Source organism: Rhodococcus sp. 05-2255-1e (assembly GCF_002259025.1).
Lineage (GTDB): Bacteria > Actinomycetota > Actinomycetes > Mycobacteriales > Mycobacteriaceae > Rhodococcoides > Rhodococcoides fascians.
This window is the reverse complement of sequence record NZ_NOZE01000023.1, coordinates 96,317-111,542: the sequence shown is the minus strand read 5'-3', so window position 1 is coordinate 111,542 and position 15,226 is coordinate 96,317. Positions and strand designations below refer to the sequence as shown.

15 protein-coding genes are annotated in these 15,226 nt (G+C 64.4%); 6 read left to right on the top strand and 9 right to left on the bottom strand.

Annotated elements, in window-relative coordinates:
• Positions 1–3: 3 nt before the first annotated feature.
• From glgX to CH262_RS15185, 4 genes are all read right to left on the bottom strand, one after another.
• The gene (gene glgX, locus CH262_RS15200; RefSeq protein WP_032368092.1) at positions 4–2,295 is read right to left on the bottom strand and encodes a glycogen debranching protein GlgX; all 2,292 of its coding nucleotides are present in this window, start codon (positions 2,293–2,295) and stop codon (positions 4–6) included.
• Between the two features lie 56 nt (positions 2,296–2,351).
• On the bottom strand, positions 2,352–4,478 hold the full coding sequence (locus CH262_RS15195) for an acyltransferase family protein (protein WP_094717903.1): 2,127 nt from the start codon (positions 4,476–4,478) through the stop codon (positions 2,352–2,354).
• 284 nt (positions 4,479–4,762) lie between these two features.
• On the bottom strand, positions 4,763–5,314 hold the full coding sequence (locus CH262_RS15190; protein ID WP_094717902.1) for a hypothetical protein: 552 nt from the start codon (positions 5,312–5,314) through the stop codon (positions 4,763–4,765).
• Positions 5,311–6,111 (bottom strand): MerR family transcriptional regulator, encoded by an 801-nt coding sequence (locus CH262_RS15185; protein ID WP_094717901.1) that lies wholly within the window; start codon positions 6,109–6,111, stop codon positions 5,311–5,313. The genes CH262_RS15190 and CH262_RS15185 overlap by 4 nt, the downstream gene beginning before the upstream one ends.
• Before the next feature lie 101 nt (positions 6,112–6,212).
• Between CH262_RS15185 and CH262_RS15180 the strand changes: the two genes are divergently transcribed.
• A complete protein-coding gene (locus tag CH262_RS15180) occupies positions 6,213–7,121 on the top strand; it encodes a sensor domain-containing diguanylate cyclase (protein WP_032386935.1) in 909 nt (302 codons plus the stop codon).
• Between the two features lie 6 nt (positions 7,122–7,127).
• Here the strand turns inward: CH262_RS15180 and CH262_RS15175 are convergent, their stop codons facing one another.
• Positions 7,128–7,724 (bottom strand): CHAP domain-containing protein, encoded by a 597-nt coding sequence (locus CH262_RS15175; protein WP_032386934.1) that lies wholly within the window; start codon positions 7,722–7,724, stop codon positions 7,128–7,130.
• A 47-nt stretch (positions 7,725–7,771) separates the two neighbouring features.
• Between CH262_RS15175 and CH262_RS15170 the strand changes: the two genes are divergently transcribed.
• Complete coding sequence (locus tag CH262_RS15170) at positions 7,772–8,560, top strand: SIR2 family NAD-dependent protein deacylase (RefSeq protein ID WP_094717900.1); 789 nt, start codon at positions 7,772–7,774, stop codon at positions 8,558–8,560.
• A 57-nt stretch (positions 8,561–8,617) separates the two neighbouring features.
• The gene (locus tag CH262_RS15165) at positions 8,618–8,902 is read left to right on the top strand and encodes a hypothetical protein (RefSeq protein ID WP_094717899.1); all 285 of its coding nucleotides are present in this window, start codon (positions 8,618–8,620) and stop codon (positions 8,900–8,902) included.
• Between the two features lie 16 nt (positions 8,903–8,918).
• Here CH262_RS15165 and CH262_RS15160 read toward each other — a convergent pair whose 3' ends face one another.
• The 3 genes from CH262_RS15160 to CH262_RS15150 are packed head-to-tail and all read right to left on the bottom strand — an operon-like array spanning position 8,919 to position 11,241.
• The gene (locus tag CH262_RS15160; RefSeq protein ID WP_094717898.1) at positions 8,919–9,986 is read right to left on the bottom strand and encodes an ABC transporter permease; all 1,068 of its coding nucleotides are present in this window, start codon (positions 9,984–9,986) and stop codon (positions 8,919–8,921) included.
• Complete coding sequence (locus CH262_RS15155) at positions 9,986–10,843, bottom strand: ABC transporter ATP-binding protein (protein WP_094717897.1); 858 nt, start codon at positions 10,841–10,843, stop codon at positions 9,986–9,988. The genes CH262_RS15160 and CH262_RS15155 overlap by 1 nt, the downstream gene beginning before the upstream one ends.
• Complete coding sequence (locus CH262_RS15150) at positions 10,840–11,241, bottom strand: GntR family transcriptional regulator (RefSeq protein WP_027497311.1); 402 nt, start codon at positions 11,239–11,241, stop codon at positions 10,840–10,842. Before CH262_RS15150 ends, CH262_RS15155 begins: the two co-directional genes overlap by 4 nt.
• 143 nt (positions 11,242–11,384) lie before the next feature.
• Between CH262_RS15150 and CH262_RS15145 the strand changes: the two genes are divergently transcribed.
• The 3 genes from CH262_RS15145 to CH262_RS15135 all read left to right on the top strand — a co-directional run bounded on the left by CH262_RS15145 (position 11,385) and on the right by CH262_RS15135 (position 14,545).
• Positions 11,385–11,777 carry a hypothetical protein gene (locus CH262_RS15145; protein ID WP_048318773.1) on the top strand — a complete coding sequence of 131 codons (393 nt, stop codon included), beginning with the start codon at positions 11,385–11,387 and terminating at the stop codon, positions 11,775–11,777.
• A gap of 64 nt (positions 11,778–11,841) precedes the next feature.
• Complete coding sequence (gene secA2, locus CH262_RS15140) at positions 11,842–14,145, top strand: accessory Sec system translocase SecA2 (protein WP_094717896.1); 2,304 nt, start codon at positions 11,842–11,844, stop codon at positions 14,143–14,145.
• Positions 14,138–14,545, top strand: a complete 408-nt coding sequence (locus CH262_RS15135; protein WP_162247526.1) for an META domain-containing protein — start codon at positions 14,138–14,140, stop codon at positions 14,543–14,545. The genes secA2 and CH262_RS15135 overlap by 8 nt, the downstream gene beginning before the upstream one ends.
• Here CH262_RS15135 and CH262_RS15130 read toward each other — a convergent pair.
• Positions 14,532–15,128, bottom strand: coding sequence for a TetR/AcrR family transcriptional regulator C-terminal domain-containing protein (locus CH262_RS15130; protein WP_094717895.1), 597 nt, complete (start codon positions 15,126–15,128; stop codon positions 14,532–14,534). The two genes, CH262_RS15135 and CH262_RS15130, sit on opposite strands and share 14 nt — an antisense overlap.
• Positions 15,129–15,226: the final 98 nt, after the last annotated feature.

Genomic DNA, 15,226 nt, shown 5'->3' with positions numbered 1-15,226 from the left:
GAGTCAGGCAGTCTTTCGTAGAACGAGTAGGGATCGAGCGGTGACCTCCACCGGTGTACCCGCTTCGATCGATTTCTCACCCGCTCCCGTGCGCGCTGCCGTATCGAGGGCGACCGTCCATTCCTTGGCGTAGTTTCCGTCCGGGGTGACGAATTCGATCGTCTCGTGATGTGCGTTGAAGCACAACAGGAACGAGTCGTCGACCACCCGCTCCCCGCGCTGATTCGGCTCGGGAATGCCCTCACCGTTGAGGAACACGGTGAGCGATTTGCCGAAACCGCTGTCCCAGTCCTCGGGAGTCATCTCCTCGCCTGCGGGGGTGAGCCAGGCGATGTCACGTGCCTGTTCGCCCGATCGGATGGGCCTGCCCTCGAAGAATCGGCGACGGCGAAACACCGGGTGCTCGTTGCGCAGCGCAATTGCGTTGCGGGTGAACTCGATCAGGTCGGCGTTGGTCTCGGCCAGGGACCAATCCATCCACGCCAGTTCCGAATCCTGGCAGTAGACGTTGTTGTTGCCCTGCTGAGTTCGGCCCAGTTCGTCGCCGTGCGCGATCATCGGCGTGCCTTGGCTGAGCAGCAGCGTGGCCATGATGTTGCGAATCTGGCGGGCACGCAGATCGAGGATCTCGGGATCGTCGGTCGGACCCTCGACGCCGCAGTTCCACGACCGGTTGTGGCTCTCGCCGTCGTTGTTGTCCTCGCCGTTGGCCTCGTTGTGCTTGTCGTTGTACGAGACCAGGTCGTTGAGGGTGAAGCCGTCGTGCGCGATGACGAAGTTGATGCTGGCACCGGGGCGACGGCCCGTCGCCTCGTAGAGATCCGACGATCCGGTCAGGCGCGACGCGAACTCGCCCAGCGTCGCGGGCTCACCGCGCCAGTAGTCGCGAACGGTGTCGCGGTACTTGCCGTTCCATTCGGTCCACAGACCGGGGAAGTTACCCACCTGGTATCCGCCCTCGCCGACATCCCACGGCTCGGCGATCAGCTTCACCTGGCTGACGACCGGGTCCTGTTGCACCAGATCGAAGAACGCGCTCAGCCGATCCACGTCGTGCAGTTCACGGGCCAGGGTGGATGCGAGGTCGAACCTGAATCCGTCGACGTGCATCTCGGTGACCCAGTAGCGCAGCGAGTCCATGATGAGCTGCAGCGTGTGTGGGTGTCGCGCATTGAGACTGTTGCCCGTCCCGGTGTAGTCCATGTAGTGCTCGAGATCGCCGTCGACCAGTCGGTAGTAGGCCGCGTTGTCGATGCCGCGGAAGCTGATGGTGGGGCCCATGTGGTTTCCCTCGGCGGTGTGGTTGTAGACCACGTCGAGGATCACCTCGATGCCGGCGGCGTGGAACGAACGGACCATCGCCTTGAATTCGGTCACCGCAGCACCGGGCGACTGATGCGAGGAATACTCCGCATGAGGCGCGAGGAATCCGAAGGTGTTGTAGCCCCAGTAGTTTCGCAGTCCCTTGTCCAGAAGTACCTGGTCCTGCATGAACTGGTGGACCGGCATCAGCTCGATCGCGGTGACGCCCAGGTGCTGCAGATGGTCGATGATCACCGGATGTGCCAGACCGGCATAGGTGCCGCGCTCGGCCTCGGGGATGTCCGGATGGGTGATCGTCATGCCCTTGACGTGGGCCTCGTAGATCACCGTCTCGTGATACGGCCTCTTCGGTGCGCGGTCGGCCTGCCAGTCGAAGAAGGGGTTGATCACCACAGTGGTCATCGTGTGCCCCAGCGAATCGTGCTGAGGGAAATCGTTGTTCGGCTCGTCGTCGTGGGCGATCGGTGCCTCGTCGACGATTTCGCCGTCCGGATCGGCAAGATCCGCCGCGTCCTCGAACCCGCCGTCGGCGTCGAGTGGATCCGCGGCTGCGGAGTCCGTGGACTCCACGGGCTCGGGTTCGGCGGCCGGGATGTCGATGTTGTAGGAGAAGAGCGATCGGTCTCCGTCGAACGACCCCTCGAATGCTTTTCCGTAAGGATCGACCAGCAACTTGCTGGGATCACAACGATGTCCGGCAGCCGGATCCCACGGCCCGTGGACGCGGTAGCCGTAGCGTTGTCCCGGCACCACCGTGGGCAGGTACGCGTGCCACACGTAGCCGTCGGACTCCTCGAAACGAATACGAGTTTCGGTACCGTCCTCGGCGATCAGGCACAGGTCCACGGCCTCGGCGACCTCGGAGAACAAGGCGAAGTTGGTTCCTGCTCCGTCGTAGGTCGCTCCCAGTGGATAAGGGGATCCCGGCCATACGGCGATGGCGGGCGTGTCGTCGGAGGCGTCGTGCAGCATGGATCAACCCTACTGTGACCGGTGGGACCAGGCTTACCGAGCGCGAGCCGTTCCGCTCACGGTCCGGCCCACCAGCCGGTCGCAGATCCGAGCTGCCGGCCGAGCTCGGTGGTCAGGGTTCGCACGTAGGTGGCGGTCAGATGATGCTCGTCGCGATAGATCAGTACGTTCCCCTGCTCGACGCGACAGACGGTGTCGTCGCACACCGCGTCCGAGAGGTCGAGGGCGGAGAATCCGCTCAGCTGGAACGAGGACGCCAGAGCGGGGTTGACCGAGTCGAGCGCCTCGTCTCGCGGGATGCCGCACGAGGTGGCGGAGCCGCCGTCGGCCAGGCAGTCGATGGCGCGATACGCGAGCCACGGGGTGTCCCTGATACCGAGGACGCCGACACCGTCGGCGATCAACTGCTGCCAGACCGAGACGTACCAGGGCGGGGTGAAGTCGCCGGGGAAGTCGTCGCGGGGCCGGGTGGCCGTGGTGAACACGTATTCCGGTTGCATCGATGCGACGTCGTCGAGCACGGTCCGGGTCCAGTCCAGACAATCCGGGTACTCGTTCTGCCCGAGCATCGGCATCGTGTCCAGGCTGAGCGGGCACCCCATCTTCACGAACGTGACCACCTTGAAGCCGTGCCGCCGCCCCAGAGTGTCGAGAGCCGTCACCCAGTGCTCGGCGTGTGAACTCCCCGCCAGCACGATCGTTCGGGCCGCACCGACGTCGCCGTAGGTACAGGACAGAGCGTCGCGAGTCTCGAAATCCGCGATGCAGCCCTCGAGGGTGGTGACGGGAAGATCCTCGGGAGCGGAGTACAGGGGAGGCGTCATCTCGGCCGATTCGACGCGAATGCCGTCGGTCAATTCCAGCGCCCCCGGGTGCGTGGCTTCGTCGACCGATTCGTCGGCCTGCACGGCCGAGATCGATCGTTCGATGTAGGCGTTCCAGCCGACCGAACCGGCTGTCACCGCCACGGCAGCAACGAGGGCGACGGCCGTGACTGCGATGCGGCCGGGAGTGAATGTGGCGGCCTGCGTGGGACGCTCCACGAAGCGGACGGTGAGCCACGCGAGTGCGACCGATGCACCGACGATGCCGAGTCCGCCGGGTATGTCCGCGTGGGACCTGCCGGTGGCCGACAGGTAGAAGATCAACAGCGGCCAGTGCCACAGGTACAACGGAAACGCGATCGAGCCGACCCAGGCGAAGAACCGGTTGGACAACGTCGCGGCGACCACGGTGTTCGAGCCTGCGATGATCAGCGCCACAGTGGCCAGTACCGGAATCAGCGCCAGGGGACCGGGGAACGCGGTCACGCCGTCCACCACGAATCCACAGACGACGATGACGAACATCGCCCCGGCGGCGAGCGCGCCCCGGGCGGTCGATCCCACCCGACTCACGCGGGCATCGGCCCCGGTGTTTCTGCCGGCGAATGCCGCGAACGTGGCCGCGACCGCCGCACCGAGCATGATCTCCCAGAGTCGCGCGCCCGTGTCGTAGTAGTTCCACGCCTGATGGCGTCGAGCACCGTCCGCTGCATACACGAACGACAACACCGCGATGACGGCGAAGATCACGGCGAAGGTCTGTGGTCGCAGACTTCGCGGTCCCTCCGGTCGCATCGTGCGCAGAATCCACGCCAGACCGAACACGACGGCAATCGCGAGCAGATAGAACTGGAATTGCACCGCGACGGACCACAGGTGCTGGACCGGGCTCACCGAGGGGTCGGCCGCCAGGTAGTCGTTGGCCGTCGTCGCCAACTGCCAGTTCACGAAGAAGAAGACGCCGGAGACGAGTTGGTCGCCCACGTCGGCCCAGCGGGTCCTCGGTAGCAGGAACACCGACGCGGCCGCTACCGCCAACAGGGTGAGCGCCAGAGGCGGTCCGAGTCTGCGGAGCACGCGAACGATGCGGGTGATCGGGTTCAGGCTCGCACCGGCCTCGGCCGATCGAAGCAACGACGCAGTGAAGAAGAAGCCGGACAGCGTGAGGAAGACATCGACTCCGCCCGACACCCGACCCATCCAGATGTGGAACACGACCACCAGAGCGATGGCGACACCACGCAGGCCGTTCAGATCCTGGCGCTGTGGTGGTCGCGGCACGACGGGAGCCGACACCGAACTCGGGGCCGCGGAATCGGTTGCCGATTCGTGATCGGTGCCGCTCGGGTGTACCTGCATGAAAGGGGAATGGCTCCGGCTGTCGATCGACCACTGGTCGGGCGGTCACGGTCGGTGGTGTTCGTCTCGGAAGCTGCTCGGCAGACGCCGAGGTTCGTCGCAAACAAGAAGACGTTCTGAGCAAACAATACGTGTACGCGCGGTGACGCACTCCTCGGAGTCCGTACTGCGGTGCCGGTCCCAGCTCGTCGCCGGTTTCTCACAGAGTGGTCTCACCGGTCACGCAGCAGTTCGGGCTCACGTCCCACCGTCGGCCGGAACCGAGGACAACGCGGCGACCAGGGCTACGGGATCGTCCACGTACACGCCGATGGACGTCGCGGTGCCCTCGACCCGCCACCGACGTAGGGGTGCGGGTACGACGAATGTGGTGCGGGTCGACAACGTGATGTCGACGTTCGTGCCGTCCTGGTTCGGTAACACGGCTCGGTCGTCGCGGACAGTGGGAGCCACCACGCCGAACCGGCGATGGAGTCGGGCGAGACGATCGTCGATCTCTCCACCGTGGTGACGACCTCGCCGGAGGTGCGCAGGACGAGTGCTTCGGGTGTGAGGACATGGGGGTGCACCCGGCCGACGGCTGTGGCCGACGCCAGCAGAACGACCGATACGACCGAGAGCGCACCGAGCACGATATCGAGCCACAGCCACGGCACCAGGAGATGCACGACGACGATCTCGACGACCGAGGCCACACCGAACATCAACGGCATCGAACCCGTTCCGCGCACCGCGGTGAACTCGGCAGAGTCGGCCGCGATCGGAGCGTGGCGGCCGCGTGCCCACAACAGCAGTGCGTGCCATCTGCCGACCTGGGCACCCCGATCCGGGGTCACTGTGAGGTTCCTGCCGGATGCGCACCGTCGAACAGACGAGCTGTGGTGCGGAGGACGACGGCGCGCTGGGCCGCGTCGGGAACGATGTCCTCGATGTCGAGCAGCGCGGTCGATTCGCTCCCGAGCGCAGCGGACTCGGGCGCCTGAGCGAAGGACTCGACATCGAGTACGGACACCAACTCGTCGGCCAACGCGTCGATGTCGTCCTCGGATTCGGCGACGCTTCGGCCCTCGAGGGCACCGAAGCGTCGTAGCAACACCAGGTATCTCCGACGTAGGTCGTGATCGCCGAGCGCGGCGGACATCGTCTCGAAGAATGCCGCCGGGACGCGGCCCGAAATTGCCATCACTTCGAGTAGATCGCGTTCGCGGATCAGCGCGGGCCGGTCCCGTTCGTCCGCTGCATCGAGCAAGGACCCGAACGTTGCGGCAACATCTCGTGGGAGCGCGGTCAGAGGACGCCGTTCGACAGCGTCGACGAGCAACGCCGACAAGCGACTGTGCTTGTGTGCCAATGCCGTCTGCTCGGTCTCGATGCCGGCCAGCAAGGCTCGCAGGTCCGCGACCACGTCGGGCTCGTCCGTCGCTTTTCCGTCGAGCACTGCCGCTATCGCGCCCAGCGGCATTCCGCACTCGGCCAACCATCGGATTCGCATCAGCCGAACGACGTCGTCGATCGTGTACTCGCGGTAGCCGTTGGACAGCCGCCGAGGCTCGGAGAGCAAGCCGAGTCGGTGGTAGTGGCGCACGGTCCGCGGGGTCGTTCCGGCGGCATCGGCGAGGGATCCGATTCTCATGCGTCCAGTGTGAACGTTGACGTAGCGTCAAGGTCAAGACCGATCGCTGGATACTGTTCGGGCCCCCACGACGGCGTATCGTCGGTGTGTCGTGTGAATCGATGTGGCTCGCACCGTTCGAGGAAGTGAACCGGACAATCATGGTCGACGCCGATGGCTGGTATCGGGAGATGTTCGAGGCCAGCACGGTGGGAATGGCACTCGCCGACGAACACGGGCTGCTGTTACTCGCGAACGAGGCGTATGCGGCAATCGTGGGGTGCCCCAGGGACCTACTGTGGGGCCGATCCTCTCGTGAATTCACCCACCCCGACGACCTGGACCAACACGCGGCGATGGAACAGATGATGGACGACGCCGAGGCCCGTGGTGAATCCGTACACGTCGAGAAGCGATACCTGCACCCCGACGGCACGGTGCGGTGGGGTTGGGTGTCGGCCAGCGAGGTCCCCGGCCCGGACGGCCGACGATGGACCATGGCGGTGGTCCACGACGTCACCGATCGGCGGCGGTTGGAGGACGACCTACGGGAGGCTGCGCTGACCGATCCCTTGACCGGGCTGCTCAATCGGCGTGGATGGCGAGATCGGTTGTCTCAGTTGACGACTCCGCGCGGAGTCGACGTGTCGCTGGCGATGGCGATGATCGATTTCGATCGCTTCAAGTCGTTCAACGACAAGTACGGACACGGCCGCGGCGATCGCCTGTTGGTCCAGTTCTCCACTGCCGCAATGCAATTGCTTGCAGGGCGAGCGTATGTCGCCAGGTGGGGCGGGGAGGAATTCGCCATCGCGATGCCCGATACCGGGTCGACGACGATGGCAACCGTGCTGACCGAACTCGCAGCCGTCGTCCCGGACGAGCAGACATTCTCCGCCGGTTACACGACATTGCGTGCGGGGGAATCGCTCTACGACTGTTTCGACCGAGCCGACCTGTTGCTGTACAGAGCGAAGAGAGACGGAGGGGCGCGGTCACTCGGCGACCGTTCCAGCACCCCGTCGCAATGACGGCCCTCAGGATGCCAATCGGCCGAATCCGACTACACCCGAGTCGGATTCGTAATTCAGAGTGTGAATTCTGATCTTGCCGGCTTCGTTCCCGCCCACGGTGACGGCCTCGCTGCCGTCGACAGCCACGATGACGTTGGTGTGTTGGCCGACCCAACTGCTGTTGTCGTACAACACCACATCACCCACCGACGGCGTGTAGTTGCCGACGGTCTCGAACCGTCCCTGTTGCTGGTAGTACTCCTGCAGCGTGTAGACGCCGGGAATGCGCCACGAACCCGAGTTGGGATTCGACAACGGCATGCCCGCTTCCTTCATGATCCAGCTGACGAAGTCGGCGCACCAGGCCTCGTCCACGCCCTCTGCATAGAAGGTTCCCGGACGCTGCTTCTCGTGCTCGACTCGCAGCAGGTCCACCACACGGGCTTGGTCGACGGTCAACTCGGAGCTGTTCACCTCGGGGAACGATTCGGTGTCCCACGGTAGATAGCGACTCGGGGCGAGCCACAGAACACCGACGGCCACCACCACGACCACAGCGGTGACCGCTGCGGTCCACAGGGGCCAGCGTCGCCGCGTACGGGTATCGGTGTCGATGCTCATGCCCACACGGTAGCGCGTGAGCGAACACCGGTTGGCACAATAGCTGTGTGACCCATTCGCACGAGCAGACGGTCGACGCCGTTCCACAACCCATCGTGGACGCCGCACGAGCGGCGTCGCGCATCGTCGTTCTGACCGGGGCCGGCATGTCGGCCGAATCCGGAATTGCAACGTTTCGCGACGCCCGGACCGGTCTGTGGCAGGACTTCGATCCGAAGGACCTCGCCAGTCCCGAGGGCTGGCTCGCCGACAGCGACCTCGTGTGGGGTTGGTACCGGTGGCGTGCAGCATTGGTTCGTCGTTCCGAACCCAACGCCGGCCACCGCGCCGTCGCGCAATGGCAGCAGCATGCGCAGGTGGACATCGCCACGCAGAACGTCGACGATCTGCACGAACGAGCCGGATCCACAGTGCTCGCACACGTACACGGAAGCCTCTTCGAGCCGTACTGCAGCGAGTGTGGAGTGCGCGCGGAACTCGACGACACCGACATTCTGGACGACGGCATTCTGATCGACGTAGATCAGCGTGTTCCGCCGCCGGACTGTCCCCGGTGCGGCGGACTCATCCGTCCTGGGGCCGTGTGGTTCGGCGAATCGCTGCCCGAACAGGCGTGGGAAGCAGCCGAGAATTCTGTGCGCGCTGCAGATCTGGTGCTCGTGGTCGGTACGTCGGGCGTGGTGTACCCGTTCGCCGGACTGCCCGCCGTCGCACGCAGTGCGGGCGCAACCGTGGTCGAGATCAACCCGGTCGAGACCGAGGTATCCGACATGGCCGACCACCGATGGCGCACAACGGCCGCGGTGGGTCTGCCACTGCTGGTCGCACAATTGTGAACGGACGGGCGGCACGCGAACTACCCTGATCACACCATCGACTTCGAGGAGGCCGAGATGGCGGATTACTGGTTGCTCGTGTGCGCCCTCGCGTGTTCGTCCGTCGGTGCGTGGTGGGCAACCTCGGATCCGACATCCCGACGCGTTCGCCGAGTCGAATTTCTCGCCTGGATCCTCGGCATCGTCGGCGCGGTCACCCTGGCCGATCAGCTGGGGGTGTCCAGGCCGTGGTCCACTGCTGCACTCGTAGTCGGAATCATGGTTCTGGTCCTCGGCCTCCCCGCCCTCGTGGCCACAGTGATCAGGAATCGGAAACCACTCGGAATTCCAGCGCAGAGGTAGCTGCGGCAGACCTGCCCTAGGGACGCAGCCTGCGCAGCAGCAGGAGCGACACGCCCCCGAGAAGCCCGGCAACCACCAACGACAACGCCGACTCGATCGCCTGGAACCGCCAGAACGATCTGTCCTCGTGATAGCGCGTCTCGTAGGCCACGGCACCCTGATCCCGAATGCACTGGATTTCGATCTTGCGACGTTCCACGCTCTGGCGGTCGGAATACTCCTCGTACTCGGCGACCGTCTCGAATTCGCTCAGATCCCTGTAGTTCTGGGTCCAATTGCAGTCCATCAAGTCGACGGGTACCGGACTGCCGTTGCTGTCGACGTAGTCGGCAGAGAATTCCCAACGTGGGAACAAACTGATCGAGTCGCCTGGTCTGTAGTAGTCCGGAGTGCCGCCGTACATGTCGTCGACCTTCTGCTCCACCGATACTCGGTCTGTCTGGGGAGTCGCATAGTGCTCGCGTAACTGCGTCGGCAGCAGTGCCAGGAATGCTGTCGACACGATGACGGTGGTGATCATCGCAGCGATCGTGTTCCGCATTGCAAGTGCGCATGCCGAACCGACCATCAATCCGACGGCCGTGTACGCGCCTGCGACGAATCCCGTGGCCCCGAAGATGGGAAAGTCCAACCGCGATGCGCTCGACCCCGCGAAGGACATCGCGAAGGAATCGGGTGCAGTGTTGTACTTGGCTGCGAACAGCACGCATCCGAGCACCGTCATCGCCCCGACGATCGGTGTGAACACGACCAGAATGCGCACGCTGTACCAGCGGCGTCTGCTCACGGATTGACTCAGACCGAGTACGTGGGTGCGACGTTCGAGATCGCGGGAGAAGACGGTCACCCCGACGAATGCCCCCAGGACGACGGGCAAGACGATCGTCGTGAGTATCGCTATCGTCTGCACGGTCCCGACGGTGCAATCGGACGAACCGAAGGATCGACAACCCTGCAGATACGGAGACGGAATCACACCGCCGCCGATCACCGTGACGGCAATCGTGATCGCAGCCAACAGCAGTGGCGTCAACGCCCCGAACAGGATGGTCGCGCGAAATTGTCTCCAAGTCACCCAGATCATCAGGTGGTCTCCGTTCCGAGGTGGGCGAGTACGACGTCGTCGAGGGTGGCGTTCTCGACTGTCCACCCCGGTGGTGTCGTTGTCGGTTGTTTGCCCTGTACGACGAATGTTGCTGCCCCGGAACCGAACACCTCGGACACGATGGTGCCGTCCTCGACCGTCGGGTCGGCGTCGGAGCTGCCGACGAGAAGGTAGTGGTCGGCGGTGATGGCGTCGAGGTCCCCGTCGAGTCGCATTCGCCCACCGCGTAGTAGCAACAGCCGGTCGGCGACGTCGACGAGCTCGGACAGCACGTGTGAGGACAGCACGATCGTCGTACCGTTCTCGGCTGCGTCGCGCATCAGGGTGCGTGCCACCGCCCTGCGAGCGACCGGATCGAGATCGGCAAGCGGCTCGTCGAGCAGCAGTACTTCGGGTCGACGCCCGAGTGCCAGTGCGAGGGCAATCCGCGTGCGGTGGCCGGGGGAGAGGGACTTGACCCGAGCGGAGGTGGCGATTCCGGCGGCGTCGACGATTTCCTTCGCGTACGCATCGTCCCAGTGCGAGTTCGTGTTTCGGCCGAATCGCAGCAGTTCGGCGACGGTGAAGTGTGGGTAGAGGGGCTTGTGCTGCGCCAGATAGGACAGGCCGGGCGAGATTCCGCGTTGGGTCACGCTTTCGCCCAGAACCCGAATGGTTCCGCCGTCCGGTGTCAGCAGGCCGACGGCCAGCGACAACAGCGTCGACTTTCCGGCACCGTTGGAGCCGACCAGAGCTGTGACGCTTCCTCTTTCGACTGCGAACGAGCATCCGTCGAGGACGGTCTTCCTGCGAAACGATTTGGCCACCTCGTCCATGGTGAGCACCGCGTCGGTCATGTTTCGTCTCTTTCGGTTCGGTCGAATTGCTTGTCGAGCGCGGCGGTGACGATGGCTTCGAGGTCGGGTCGGTCCAGTCCTGCGGCCGTGCAGTGTCGGATCCAGCGGTCGAGTTCCGTTTCGAGCGCCGATCGTTCGGCCATGCCGGGTTTTGCCAGCGAGGCGACGACGAACGTCCCGGAACCGGTCCGAGGTTGAACCAGCCCGTCGCGTTCGAGTTCTCGGTACGCCTTGAGGACGGTGTTCGGATTGATGGCCAGCGCCGTGACCACCTCTTTTGCTGTCGGCAGTCGGTCACCGACGGCGAGTGTTCCCAGTCGTAGGGCCTGTTTGGTCTGCAGTATCAGTTGGACATAGGTGGGAATGCCGGACTGACGATCGATACGGTAGGCGATCACCAGAAGCCTTTCACTAGTTGATTAGTGGAAGACGTTAATGCGTACCCCTCGGTTTGTCCATGCTCTGTTCGGATCTCGATATTCGGAGGGCGATCAGCGCGGTGACAGTGGCAGCGCGGGAGCGAGTCGTAGCGTTCTACGACATGACACCCGACACCGAAACGATCGACCAATTCTTCGCTCGCTACACCGCCTACTTGTCGGCCGGCGATCTGGACGGGCTAGCAGATATTTACAACTACCCGGCGTTGGCCGTCACGGCTGGGGGATGCGCCGCCATCTCCGACCCGCAGCAGACCCGAGACTTCTTCGCCCAGGGCCAGTCCTACTATCGCTCGCGTGGGATCGAGGGCGTTCGCGCACGTGGCATCGTCACCGAGATCGAGACGCCCGGTGTGTGGGTCGGGCATCTGCTGTTGGAGAACCTCGACGCCGACGGCTCGCCCGTGGGAACCGAGCGCAACGCCTACCAGGTGGTGACGTCGGCCGACGGCACGCGCAGAATCGCAGTGACAACGCCGCTCGACGCGGGGTAGTGGGCAATCGGCACTCGGTACTGTGGGAAAGAAGATCACGTACTTTCTCGAGTAGGGATGACAGATGGCTGTGGGCTCCGACCGATTCTGGCGTGTACTCGGCCGCTCTGCGCAGAAGGCGCAGAGCGCGTCGCGTCGGCGCGTCGAGCAGGCCGGAGACCATGCGAGCTGGGCTTCGGGCTTATCTGACGCCGAATTGGCCACCGAGGCCGCTGCGTTGCGGGCCCCGAGCGCGTCGAAACTCGACGTTCCGCGGTACCTGGAGTTGACGCGTGAGGCGAGCGACCGCACGCTCGGCATGCGACCGTTCGACGTACAACTTCTGGGAGCCGAGCGACTTCTCGCCGGTGACGTGGTTGAAATGGCGACCGGCGAAGGAAAGACGTTGTCCGGGGCCGTGGCTGCGGTGGGATACGTTCTGTCCGGTCGCAGGGTTCACGTCATCTCGGTCAACGACTTTCTCGCACAACGTGATGCGCGGTGGATGGCTCCGCTGTTCGAGGCTCTGGGTATCACCGTCGGTTCCATCGCCGAGTCGTCCTCCGCGCAGGAACGTCGTGATTCCTACGCGTGCGATATCACGTACGCGTCGGTCAACGAGGTCGGATTCGATGTTCTCCGTGACCATTTGGTCGACGATCGTGCCGATCTGGTGTCGCCCGTCCCGGATGTCGCACTGATCGACGAGGCCGACTCGGTGTTGGTCGACGAAGCGTTGGTGCCGTTGGTGTTGGCCGGCTCGGTATCGGGTGACGTGTCGACCTCGACGGTGATGGACGCAGTCCGCCTGTTGGACAAGGGGATCGACTTCGACACCGATGCCGAAGGACGCAATGTGTTCCTCACGGACGAGGGCGCGCTTCGGCTCGAGAAGGAACTCGGCGGAATCGATCTCTACTCCGAGCAGCACGTCGGATCGACCCTCGTTGCGGTCAATGTCGCGCTGCACGCTCAGGTGCTGGTGCAACGCGATGTCGACTACATCGTGCGTGAGGGACGTGTTCAGCTGATCAACGCTTCCCGTGGCCGAGTGGCGGACTTGCAGCGTTGGCCGGACGGGTTACAAGCGGCCGTGGAGATCAAGGAGGGGCTCGAGCCCACCGAGACCGGTGAAATTCTCGACACGATCACGGTGCAGGCGCTGATCAACCGGTATGCCACCGTATGTGGAATGACCGGCACGGCGATGGCGGCGGGGGAGCAGCTGCGTACGTTCTACGGGCTCGGCGTCTCGGTCATCGAGCCGAACGTGCCGACGGTGCGGGTCGACGAGGTCGACCGGGTGTACGACACGGTCGAGCACAAGAATGCCGCAATTGCGCAGCAGGTCAAGGAAATTCACGAGACCGGGCAACCGATACTCGTCGGCACGCACGATGTCGCGGAGTCGGAGACGCTGGCGGCGATCCTCGCGGAATCCGGTGTGGACGCCGTCGTACTCAACGCCAAGAACGACGCCGAGGAGGCCGCGGTCATCGCTGCCGCCGGAGTGCACGGCGCGGTCACCGTCTCGACGCAGATCGCCGGGCGCGGAACCGACATCAAGCTCGGGGGACCGGAGGGGACCGACCGCGACCGCATCGCCGAGTTGGGTGGGCTGTTCGTCGTCGGCACCGGCCGCCACACCACCGAGCGGCTCGACAATCAATTGCGAGGACGTGCGGGCAGGCAGGGCGACCCGGGCCGATCGGTGTTCTTCGGCAGTTGGGAGGACGACGTCGTCAAGAACAACATCGGTGACAAGGACGCACCGAAAGGCATCGACGACAGCGGCCTGTTCACCTCTGCCGCCGCAGCCGATCGAGTCGATCATGCCCAGCGCATCGCCGAAGGACAGATGCTCGAAATACACTCGCGTACCTGGCGCTACAACCAACTGACGGCGCAGCATCGGGAGATTCTGGACCGTCGTAGGGCAGCGTTGCTGGACACCGGAGAGGCGTTGGCTCTGCTCGAGGAGCAGTCGCCGACGCGATCGAAGGAACTTCGCGAGAACGTGTCGGAGGAGACCCTCGTGGTGGTCGCCCGCCGAATCGTTCTTCACCACCTCGACCGCGCGTGGTCGGACTACCTAGCGCACCTGGCCGACGTGCGCGAGAGCATCCACCTCCGTGCGCTGGGTCGCGAGAATCCACTCGACGAGTACCACCGAATTGCGGTCGAGGCCTTCAAGACTGTCTCCGCCAAGGCCATGGATCTGTCCCACGCGACATTCGAGTCGGCCGAGATCACCTCCGACGGAATCGATCTCGACAATGCCGGTATGCGCCGACCGACGTCGACGTGGACGTACATGGTGCACGACAACCCGTTTGCCTCCCGCGGAAATGCCGGTGCGGCCGGTCTGGGGCCGATCTTCGGTGGCTGACGCGCGCCGGGCACTGCTCGCTCTCGCCTGTGGCGTGAGCGTGTTGGCCTCGGGCTGCACCGATTCGTACGGGGAATTCCCGGCAGACAAGAATTACACCTCCGTCGATGCCGACGGTTCCTACACGCCGGTCTCGGGCACGACGATTCGGCTCGAGTTCGCCGACGACCGCATCTCGGCCGAAGCCGGTTGCAACAGGTTGTTCGGCACCGTCGACACCTCGTTGGGGACGCTCACCGTCGATTCTCTGGGTGCCACGCGGATGGGGTGCCCGACCGAGCTCATGGAGCAGGATCGGTGGCTGTCGGAGTTTCTGTCCTCGAAGCCGAAATGGTCCAGAGAAGACGACACGATGACTCTGGACAACGGACGCGACCGAATCGTGTTCACCGAATCCTGACCGAGCGTGGTTCGGACGCGGCGTGGCGCACGCCGTCCAGAAAGAGTCGGAGACCGAAGTCGAATTTGCTGGTGGGATCGGGGCGCTCGAACATCGGGGACGCGTCGGCGGTCAGCGCCCCGGCCGAGTCCATCTGGACCCGAGCCTGTTCGTCCACGGTATGGCCGAGCACGTAGTACAGCAGCGTATCGGCGGTCAGTTCGGCGTCGACTCTGGGCAACCCGGCACGAATGCAGACCGCGGCGATGCGTTCACGGATGCGGTTGGTGGTGAGCCGCGAGGCGTAGGTGGAGGCGACCAGTTCGGCTCCGTCGCGCCGGGAGAGCAGCGCGTCGCGAAGTCGATGTGCGATCTGCGAGATCTGCGCGTCCCACAGTTCTTCCGTCGACGGTGCGTCGGCACCGGACAGTATGTGATCTGCGATCGCTCCCAGCAGCGTCTGCTTGTTGGGGAAGTGCCAGTACAGCGCTCCGGGTTGGACGTGCAGTGAGGTCGCCAGGCGGCGCATGGTCAGATCCGCGAGGCCGTACTCGTCGAGAATGGCTATTGCACCGTCCAGGACGTCCTGCCTGCGTAGCTGCACTTCCTACCCCTGCCGTTCGACGCGGTGTTTCGCTTTGACAGTAGCCGAGTGCGGTGCCTAACGTGAACGCCGTTCAACTTGAACGGTGTTCAATTCCG

Coding starts and splice junctions, on each gene's coding strand:
- glgX (WP_032368092.1), bottom strand. CDS start 2,295: ATGCTGCACGACGCCTCCGACGACACGCCCGCCATCGCCGTATGGCCG.
- CH262_RS15195 (WP_094717903.1), bottom strand. CDS start 4,478: ATGCAGGTACACCCGAGCGGCACCGATCACGAATCGGCAACCGATTCC.
- CH262_RS15185 (WP_094717901.1), bottom strand. CDS start 6,111: ATGAGAATCGGATCCCTCGCCGATGCCGCCGGAACGACCCCGCGGACC.
- CH262_RS15180 (WP_032386935.1), top strand. CDS start 6,213: ATGTGGCTCGCACCGTTCGAGGAAGTGAACCGGACAATCATGGTCGAC.
- CH262_RS15175 (WP_032386934.1), bottom strand. CDS start 7,724: ATGAGCATCGACACCGATACCCGTACGCGGCGACGCTGGCCCCTGTGG.
- CH262_RS15165 (WP_094717899.1), top strand. CDS start 8,618: ATGGCGGATTACTGGTTGCTCGTGTGCGCCCTCGCGTGTTCGTCCGTC.
- CH262_RS15160 (WP_094717898.1), bottom strand. CDS start 9,986: ATGATCTGGGTGACTTGGAGACAATTTCGCGCGACCATCCTGTTCGGG.
- CH262_RS15155 (WP_094717897.1), bottom strand. CDS start 10,843: ATGACCGACGCGGTGCTCACCATGGACGAGGTGGCCAAATCGTTTCGC.
- CH262_RS15145 (WP_048318773.1), top strand. CDS start 11,385: ATGACACCCGACACCGAAACGATCGACCAATTCTTCGCTCGCTACACC.
- secA2 (WP_094717896.1), top strand. CDS start 11,842: ATGGCTGTGGGCTCCGACCGATTCTGGCGTGTACTCGGCCGCTCTGCG.